The organism is Nocardioides sp. NPDC057772 (genome assembly GCF_042798075.1).
Lineage (GTDB): Bacteria > Actinomycetota > Actinomycetes > Propionibacteriales > Nocardioidaceae > Nocardioides.
In genome coordinates, this window is record NZ_JBHVKN010000004.1 from 71,793 (window position 1) to 80,560 (window position 8,768).

9 protein-coding genes are annotated in these 8,768 nt (G+C 70.0%); 7 read left to right on the forward strand and 2 right to left on the reverse strand.

The window, feature by feature from the left end:
* Positions 1–400: 400 nt before the first annotated feature.
* The 5 genes from ACFVJS_RS01800 (at position 401) to ACFVJS_RS01820 (ending at position 6,108) form a co-directional block, all read left to right on the forward strand.
* Positions 401–1,273, forward strand: a complete 873-nt coding sequence (locus ACFVJS_RS01800) for a hypothetical protein (protein ID WP_378876851.1) — start codon at positions 401–403, stop codon at positions 1,271–1,273.
* A gap of 98 nt (positions 1,274–1,371) precedes the next feature.
* Positions 1,372–2,226, forward strand: coding sequence for an alpha/beta fold hydrolase (locus ACFVJS_RS01805; RefSeq protein ID WP_378876853.1), 855 nt, complete (start codon positions 1,372–1,374; stop codon positions 2,224–2,226).
* Positions 2,227–2,344: 118 nt separating this feature from the next.
* Positions 2,345–4,135 carry an FAD-dependent oxidoreductase gene (locus tag ACFVJS_RS01810; RefSeq protein ID WP_378876855.1) on the forward strand — a complete coding sequence of 597 codons (1,791 nt, stop codon included), beginning with the start codon at positions 2,345–2,347 and terminating at the stop codon, positions 4,133–4,135.
* 27 nt (positions 4,136–4,162) lie between these two features.
* A complete protein-coding gene (locus tag ACFVJS_RS01815) occupies positions 4,163–5,215 on the forward strand; it encodes a maleylacetate reductase (protein ID WP_378876857.1) in 1,053 nt (350 codons plus the stop codon).
* The gene (locus ACFVJS_RS01820; protein ID WP_378876859.1) at positions 5,215–6,108 is read left to right on the forward strand and encodes a dioxygenase; all 894 of its coding nucleotides are present in this window, start codon (positions 5,215–5,217) and stop codon (positions 6,106–6,108) included. The genes ACFVJS_RS01815 and ACFVJS_RS01820 overlap by 1 nt, the downstream gene beginning before the upstream one ends.
* Positions 6,109–6,153: 45 nt before the next feature.
* Here the strand turns inward: ACFVJS_RS01820 and ACFVJS_RS01825 are convergent, their stop codons facing one another.
* Positions 6,154–7,152 carry a hypothetical protein gene (locus ACFVJS_RS01825; RefSeq protein WP_378876861.1) on the reverse strand — a complete coding sequence of 333 codons (999 nt, stop codon included), beginning with the start codon at positions 7,150–7,152 and terminating at the stop codon, positions 6,154–6,156.
* Between the two features lie 81 nt (positions 7,153–7,233).
* On the reverse strand, positions 7,234–7,716 hold the full coding sequence (locus ACFVJS_RS01830; RefSeq protein ID WP_378876863.1) for a Clp protease N-terminal domain-containing protein: 483 nt from the start codon (positions 7,714–7,716) through the stop codon (positions 7,234–7,236).
* A 344-nt stretch (positions 7,717–8,060) separates the two neighbouring features.
* Between ACFVJS_RS01830 and ACFVJS_RS01835 the strand changes: the two genes are divergently transcribed.
* The gene (locus tag ACFVJS_RS01835) at positions 8,061–8,315 is read left to right on the forward strand and encodes a type II toxin-antitoxin system Phd/YefM family antitoxin (RefSeq protein ID WP_378876865.1); all 255 of its coding nucleotides are present in this window, start codon (positions 8,061–8,063) and stop codon (positions 8,313–8,315) included.
* Complete coding sequence (locus tag ACFVJS_RS01840; RefSeq protein ID WP_378876868.1) at positions 8,312–8,731, forward strand: type II toxin-antitoxin system VapC family toxin; 420 nt, start codon at positions 8,312–8,314, stop codon at positions 8,729–8,731. The genes ACFVJS_RS01835 and ACFVJS_RS01840 overlap by 4 nt, the downstream gene beginning before the upstream one ends.
* The last annotated feature ends 37 nt before the right edge of the window (positions 8,732–8,768 follow it).

The following is an 8,768-nucleotide window of genomic DNA, read 5'->3' on the forward strand; positions in this document are numbered from 1 at the left end:
TGCCCCCTGGGGGTCGCACGGTGGCCTCCCCGGGGCGACCCCCGGCAATTAATCATTCGGGGGGTATCACCGGGCGGGTATCCCGGCTTGAACCCGCCGTTTTGCCCCCCGACTATCCACCGAGCCCGAGAGTTATCCACAGGGTTGTGCACAGGTGGGGGATTGTTGTGGATCGCCGGATGCGGGATTCGTACGTCTGGCCGATGCTGTCGACGTGGCTGCCCGAGCTCCTCACTTCCGACCGCCGAGATACTCCTCCGCGCGGCCCTCTGTGGTGCGGCCTGTGCGCCTCGACCCGAGCGGGGAGACCGGGCCGACGCCGCGTCAGGCTCGGGGGCGCGGGTGGCGGCGGAGCAGTCACGGGTTCTATGTGCCGGCCGATGTCGATGGCGATGCGCCCATGCAGCGAGTGCTCGAGGCGTCGGTGCGGCTCGCCCCGCATGCCGCGGTGACCGGGTGGGCGGCGTTGGCGTGGATGCGATGCACCTGGTTCGACGGCTGCGACACGTCCGGTCGGCCGAGACCGGTGACGGTCGCGGCCACGGCCCACTCGTTGGTGTCACGTCCAGGGATCACCGTGTGCGGAGAGCGACTCCTCCCCTCCGACTGCCAGGTGGTCGACGGCGTGCGCGTGACGATCCCCGTGCGGTCGGTGACCTTCGAGATGCGTTACGCCCACGATCGGCGCGCGGCTGTGCGAGCCCACGACATGGCGGCGCTCCATGACCTGGTCTCCATCGAGGAGGTCGCGGAGTGGGCGGATGCACACCGTGGCTGGACCGGGATCGGGAAGGTCCGGGATGCGCTCCCCTTCCTCGACGAGAACGCGTGGTCACCGCCTGAGGTAGATCTCCGGCTCGCGTGGGAGGAGCTCGGCATCCGGGACGTCGTGTGCAACCACCCGGTGTTCGACCTCGCCGGCCGGCATATCGGCACGCCTGACGTGCTCGACCTGGAAGCCGGTGTCGTCGGCGAGTACGACGGCTCCTTGCACCTCGAGGGCAAGCAGCGCGCCAAGGACATCAGGCGGGAGGGAGATCTGCGTGGTGTCGGTCTGGAGTACGTCACCATGGTCTCCGCAGACCTGCGCGATCCGTCAGGATTCAAAGCTCGCACCCTGGCTGCTCGAAAACGGGCACGAGCGGCGGCGGGGCCGAGACGTTGGACACTGGATCCGCCGGCATGGTGGACCTCGACCGTGACGGTGGCCGAGCGACGAGCGCTCTCGAGTGATGAGCGCCGCCGTCTGCTGAGCCATCGGTGGGCGGCCTGAGCCGGTAGTCGGGGATCAAACGGTCGGTCTACTCGTGCGTAACGGACCGTTTGATTCCCGACTACCCCAGCGTGCTACTCACGAGTAACATTGCTCGGGTGACGGAGACGACCACCCCCACGACCACTCCCGAGGCACATCCGATCGAGCGTGCCGAAGGCACCAGCTTCACGCTGACCGTGGTCCGAGCAGCCGACCCGGAGGCGCCGACGCTGCTCGTCGTGCCCGCGATGGGCATGCCCGCGGGCTACTACGACAAGCTGATCGTCGCCTTCGCCGAGGCCGGCATCAACGTCGGGCGGATGGAGCAGCGCGGCCACGAGGAGCTCGGCGGACGCGTCGCCGGCTGGGGCTACGACTTCGGCTACGCCGACCTGGTCGAGGACATCGCCGCCGCGGTCGACCGCCTCGGCGAGCTGGTCCCGGCAGCCGCGGGAGCGACGTACGTCCTCGGGCACAGCCTCGGCGGCCAGGCCGCCAGCGCCTACGCGGCGCTCCAGCCCGACCGCGTCGCCGGGCTGATCTACGTGGCATCGCAGACGCCCTACTGGCGCAACTACGGCCCCGGCTTCCTGGTCGCCAGCCAGGCGATGGGCCTGATCGGCCGGGTCGTCGGCCACTTCCCCGGCAAGCAGCTCAAGTTCGCCGGCCGCGAGGCGCGCACGCTGATGAAGGAATGGGCCCGATACGCCCGCACCGGCCGCCTCCGCTTCGGCAGCCCGGCCCGCGACGTCACCACGGACATGCGAGCCCTGACCAAGCCCGCGCTGATCGTCTCCATCGAGGGCGACTGGCTGGCACCCAGTGCGACGGTCGACGAGATCCACCGGCGGATGCCTGGGCTCGAGGTCGAGCGGGTCCACCTGGACGAGCCCGGCATCGACCACTTCAAGTGGGCCCGGAAGCCCGACTCGACGATCGCGGCCGTCCAGCAGTGGCTCTCGCGTCGCTAGACGCGTACGCATTTCCGCCAACCCGCGAGCCCACCTTTGATGCCGCCCGCGCGGGCCGGTAAGACTCGCCCTGAGGCTGCGATCCCACACCCCACCGCGGTCTCGGAAAGGTGAGGAAATGCCAGTCTTCGACGACGGCCAGAAAGAGACCGAGATCCCCGAGACCGAGGATGTCGTGACCACCGACGTACTCGTCGTGGGTTCCGGTCCGGCCGGTGCGTCCGCCGCGCTCTTCTTGAGCGAGCTCGGTGTCGACAACATCATGATCACGAAGTACCGCTGGACCGCGAACACCCCGCGGGCGCACATCACCAACCAGCGCGCGATGGAGATCTTCCGCGACCTGGGCATCGAGGAGCAGGTGCTCGCCGACGCGACGCCGCACGAGCTGGTCGGTGACACCGTCTTCTGCACGAGCATCGCCGGCGAGGAGATCGGCCGCATCCGCACCTGGGGCACCCGCCCCGACCGTGAGGCCGACTACCAGCTGGCGAGCCCGTGCCTGACCGTCGACATCCCGCAGACCTACCTGGAGCCGATCCTGGTCCGCAACGCCACCGAGCGCGGCACCCAGACCCGGTTCTCCACCGAGTACGTGAGCCACGTCCAGGACGAGGACGGCGTCACCACGATCGCCCGAGACCGGCTGACCGGCCACGAGTACAAGATCCGTTCGAAGTTCCTCATCGGTGCCGACGGTGCCCGCACCCAGGTCGGCGCCGACATCGACCTCCCGATGGAGGGGGCGATGGACATCGCCGGGTCGATGAACATCACCTTCAAGGCCGACCTCTCCGAGCTCGTCGACCACCGCCCTTCGGTCCTCTACTGGGTCATCCAGCCGGGCTCGAACGTCGGCGGCATCGGCACCGGCCTGGTCCGGATGGTCCGCCCGTGGGACGAGTGGCTGATCGTGTGGGGCTACGACATCAGCCAGCCGCCGCCGGAGCTCACCGAGGAGTACGCGGTCAAGGTCATCCGCGACCTGCTCGGCATGCCCGACCTGGAGCCGGAGGTGACCGGCTACTCGCTGTGGGGCGTGAACGAGATGTACGCGACCCACGCCCAGAAGGGCCGCGTCTTCTGCGCCGGGGACGCCATCCACCGGCACCCACCGTCGAACGGCCTCGGCTCCAACACCTCGATCCAGGACTCCTACAACCTGGCCTGGAAGCTGGCCGCGGTGCTCCAGGGCTACGCCGAGCCGTCGCTCCTGGAGTCCTACTCCGCCGAGCGTGCGCCGGTCGCCAAGCGCATCGTGACCCGGGCCAACCAGTCCGCGCGCGAGTTCGGCGAGCTCTTCGAGGCGCTCGGCGTCGTCGGGCTCGAGGGCGAGGAGATGGCCAAGGCCATCGAGGAGCGCAAGGCCAACACCCCCGAAGGCGCCGCCAAGCGGGCAGCGCTCGTCACCGCGATGGAGCGCAAGAACTACGAGTTCAACGCCCACGGCGTCGAGCTCGGCCAGTTCTACGACTCCAACGCGATCCTCTCCGACGGCACCCGGCCGGCGCCGACCGACGACGAGGACCTCTACCACCGGATGTCGACCTCCCCGGGTGCCCACCTGCCGCACGCCTGGGTCGGGGACAACGTCGAGAAGCACGCGATGCTCGACCTGGCGCCCTACACCCAGTGGACGCTGATCACCGGCATCGCCGGCGAGGCGTGGTCGGAGGCGGCGGAGGCGGCACGGACGAAGTTCGGGATCCCGCTCCAGACCGTCGTGATCGGCCCCGGCCGCCCGGTCACCGACCTCTACTTCGACTGGGCCAAGCTCCGCGAGGTCGAGGAGTCGGGCGCCATCCTGGTGCGCCCCGACAAGCACATCGCCTGGCGCGCCATGTCGCTGCCCGAGGACCCCGGCACCACGCTGGGCGAGGCGGTCGCGACGCTCCTGGGCAAGGCCTGATCGATCCGGTCCGAGCGGGGGGAACACATGAAGTTCACGCACGAGTCGCTGCCGCAGCGGGTCCGCTTCGCCACCGGCGAGGCGCCCGCCGCGGTGGCGGCGGAGATCGACGAGCTCGGCGCGCGGCGGGTGATGGTCATCGCCGGCGAGCGCGAGGCCGAGCTCGCCGCCCGGGTGACCGCCGACGTACCGGTCGCGCTGCACCACGACGAGGTCGTGATGCACGTCCCGGTCGAGGTCGCCGAGCGTGCCCGAGAGCGGGCGGCCGAGGCCGCCGTCGACGCGCTGGTGTGCGTCGGCGGCGGCTCGACCACCGGGCTCGCCAAGGCGGTCGCGCTCACCACAGGGCTGCCGATCGTGGCGGTCCCGACGACGTACGCCGGGTCGGAGGCGACCAACGTCTGGGGCCTGACCTCGGGCGAGACGAAGACGACCGGCGTCGATGCCCGGGTCCTGCCGCGCTCGGTCGTCTACGACGCCTCGCTGCTGACCACCCTGCCCGGCGAGATGACCGTCGCCAGCGGGCTCAACGCGCTCGCGCACTGCGTCGACGCGATGTGGGGCCCGCGGGTGGATCCGATCGACCGGGTCAACGCCGCCGAGGGGATCCGCGGGCTCGCCGCCGGTCTGCCGAAGGTCGCGCGCGACTCCGCCGGCGTCGAGGGGATCGAGCAGACCCTCTACGGCGCCTACCTCGCGGCGGTCTCGTTCACCTCCGCCGGGTCGGGCATGCACCACAAGATCTGCCACGTGCTCGGCGGCATGTTCAACCTGCCGCACGCGCAGACCCATGCGGTCGTGCTCCCGCACGTGCTCGCCTTCAACGCGCCGAACGCGCCTGAGGCCGAGGCGCGGATGGCAGCTGCGTTCGGCGCGCCCAGTGCGGTGGCGGGGCTGGCTGGGCTGCGTAGGACGCTCGATGCGCCGAAGGCGCTCCAGGACTACGGCATGCCCGAGGACGGCATCGCCAAGGCGGTCGCCCCGATCATGGCCGCCATCCCCGACAACAACCCGACCCCGGTCACCGAGGAGAACCTGACCGCGCTGCTGACCGCGGCGTGGACGGGAGAGGAGAGCTGATGAGCGACGGAGCCGACGTATCGCCGGAGCAGCGGGCGGTCGAGCAGACCCTGGTCGACACCGTGGTCGCGTCCTTCGACAACTGCGAGGACCCGCGCCTGAAGGAGGTCATGGTCTCGCTGACGCGTCATCTGCACGCCTTCATCCGCGACGTACGTCTCACCGAGGAGGAGTGGGGCGCGGCCATCGAGTTCCTGACCGAGGCCGGCCACATCACCGACGACGTACGCCAGGAGTTCATCCTTCTCTCGGACACCCTCGGTGCCTCGATGCAGACGATCAACATCAACAACGCCGCGTACGCCGACGCGACCGAGGCGACCGTCTTCGGGCCGTTCTTCGTGGAGGACTCCCCGGCGATCGAGCTCGGCGGGGACATGGCCTTCGGAGCCCCGGGCGAGCCGTGCTGGGTCACCGGGACCGTCACCGACACGGACGGGAACCCGCTGGTCGGAGCCAGGATCGAGGTCTGGGAGGCGGACGAGCACGGGCTCTACGACGTCCAGCGCGACGCCGGCGCCCGGGCCGCCCGGGCGCACCTGTTCACCGACGAGGAGGGTGGCTATCGGTTCTGGGGGCTGACGCCCACGCCGTACCCGATCCCCGACGACGGCCCCGTCGGCAAGATGCTGGCCGCGGTCGGGCGATCGCCGCTGCGGGCTTCGCACCTGCACTTCATGGTCACCCACGAAGGCTGCCGCACGCTGGTCACCCACATCTTCCCGGAGGGCGACCCGATCGGCTGGAAGGACACCGTCTTCGGGGTCAAGGAGTCGCTGATCAAGAAGTTCGAGCGGCAGGCCGCCGGGACCCCGACGCCGGACGGTCGAGCCGTCGACGGCACCTGGTCGAAGGTGCGGTTCGACATCGTGCTCGCTCCCGCGGGGGTCTGAGACGTCCCTGGCGTGCATCGGGCACAGGGGTGTTGTCCCGGCACGTCAGGGGCCCTCGGGGGCCGGACGGACGGCGTAGGTGAAGTCCGCGTGGAGCAGGACGGTGCCGGTCGGATCGACGATGGTGAGGTGGTCGGTCACGCGGGAGTCCGGCGGATAGGGGTGGTGGTAGATCGTCGCCTCGGTCCAGGTCCCGCCCTCGGGGATGATCGAGCCGTTCACGTCGAGCCCGCCCGGCCCGGCCGGATGGTCCAGCGTGATCCGGAGGGTGCCCCGCACCCAGCCGTCGGTCCCCTCGGGCGTCAGGACCGGCTCGTTGACGGTGAACCGGTCCCCGGCCCGGAACGGTCGGATCTCAGGCCGCACCTGCATCACCCGGGCCGCGCTCTTCCGGTTGCGGGTCGCCCGGATCGTCACGTCGAACGCCGGCAGCGACCCGGTCGACGGCGCCTTCGTCACGGCCCGGAACGACGCCGTACGCCGCCCGGCCACGACTGTGAGCGTGCTCGGCACGCTGACCCAGGACGAGCTCGAGACGAGGCTCACCGTCAGTGAGGTCTGTGCGACGCAGTCCAGCGTCACCGAGCCGGTGGCGGTCTGGCCGGCGTGGACGTAGGTGGGCAGCGCCACGGCCGTCGGCACCGGCGTGGGGTAGCACGGCGTGACCGTGCGGACCAGCGTCGCGCGGCGTACGACCTGCCGGTGGACCGCCTTGACGCGGCCGCTGCTGCGGACCGTCGTCGGTGAGGTCCGGACCGTGACCGTGGTCGTGCTCCGGCCCCTCGCGACATAGGCGTACGCCGGGACCCTGATGCCCGTGCTGGCCCACAGCTGCACCGGGGTGCGCCTCGGAGCCCGGCAGGTGAGGCTGATCGTGGCGGTGGTCGACGTGCCGCCGGCCACGGTGCCCCTCGCGAGCGTCAGCGACTTCAGCGCCGGCCGACAGGCCGCCTCGGCCGAGGGTGCCGTCACCGAGGCAGGGACGGTGACGACAGCGGTGGCCAGGATCATGCCGAGGACGAGTCGGGCGAGACTGCGGGGCATCCTCGGAACGTAGCGAAACCGCCGGCACGCGCTGCTCGCTCGTGCCGACGGTCCCTCAGATCAGGTAGCCCCTCTGACCTGCTACTCCGTGGCGCCGGCCTCGGCCGCGTCGAAGTCGACCTTCAGCGAGTCGAGGATCGAGGTGATGCTCTGCTCGGTCGCCGCCTTGTCGATGCCGGCGTCGTGCAGGATCCCGGCACCGTCCTCGTGCTCGAGGAGGGCGAGCAGGATGTGCTCGGTGCCGACGTAGGAGTGCTCCAGCCGGAGGGCCTCGCGGAAGGTCAGCTCGAGCACCTTCTTGGCGTCGGCGGTGAACGGGATCATCTCCCCGACCTCGCCGTAGGGCTCCGGAGTGGCCGCCGTCGCCACCTCGCGGACCGCCTCCAGCGTCACGCCCTGCGCCCGGATCGCGTGGCCCGCGAGCGACTGGTCGCCGGCCTTGGGGACGTACTTCTTCTGCGCCGCCTGCTTCGTCGCCCCCATCCGGGTCGCCGACCACCATCGCGTCGGCCAGCTGGTCCAGCGGCTCGGACCGAGCCCTGCGTCGGCACGAAGTCGAGCCACTCCTCGCCCGTGACGTCACGCGACCACGAGAAGCGCCACGGCTCCGGCTCGGCGAACCCGCCGAGCTCGACGAAGCGCTCGCCGACATGCCGGGCACCCTCTTCGTACTCTTGTCCGCCTGCTTCATGGCGCCCAAGCCGAGAGGCCGGTCGGGCGCGATCTTCCTCAGGCCTTCCAGAAGTGCGTCGCCAACCGGCGCGGGCGGTTCATAGACGTTCCAGAAGGCTGCGAACAGCCCGCGTCGAGACCCGGGGAGTGCTCCAGGATCCGGGCGATCAGCTCGTCGGGATGGTTGCGTGCGCGTCACGCTCTGTCTAGTCTGTCTAGATAAGGAGGTGGTTTCGATGCCCTGGCAAGTACAAGAGGCCAAGCAGCGGTTCAGTGAGGTGCTTCGCGAGGCGACTGCTGGCGGACCGCAGCTGATCACCAAGCACGGCGAGGAGATTGCTGTCGTGCTGAGCATTGATGACTACCGACGGATCGCTCAGCCACGACGGCCACTGTCCGAGTACTTGCTGGATGTGCCCAAGGGTGACGACCTCGATCTCGATCGCGACCGTTCAGACTTCCGAGAGCTTGACCTCGAGGGGCTGGCGTGAGGTATCTGATCGATACGAATGTGGTCTCCGAGCTTCGGAAGAAGCGCCCTGACCCGGCCGTCATCGAGTGGGTGAACGGGCTCGGTCCCGACGAGGTTCACCTGTCGGTCCTGACGGTAGGAGAGTTGCGAGCAGGGGCCGCTCGCCTCGCGGCACGAGGTGACGAGATCGCGGCGCAGGCGCTGACCGTCTGGATCGAAGGGCTCGTGGAGCAGTACGACGACCAGGTGCTGCCGGTCACGGCGGCGGTGGCGGACCGCTGGGGCGAGCTGAACTCGGTGCGTCCGCTGCCGGCAGTGGACTCGCTTCTTGCCGCGACCGCTCTCGAGCACGGGCTCACGGTCTCGACGCGCAACGCCAAGGACTTCGCGTCGACGGGGGTCGACGTCTACAACCCATTCTCTGTCGAGGCTTAGGCCCCTGAGCAGACGCGGGGCCGGTCATCCTGGTGGA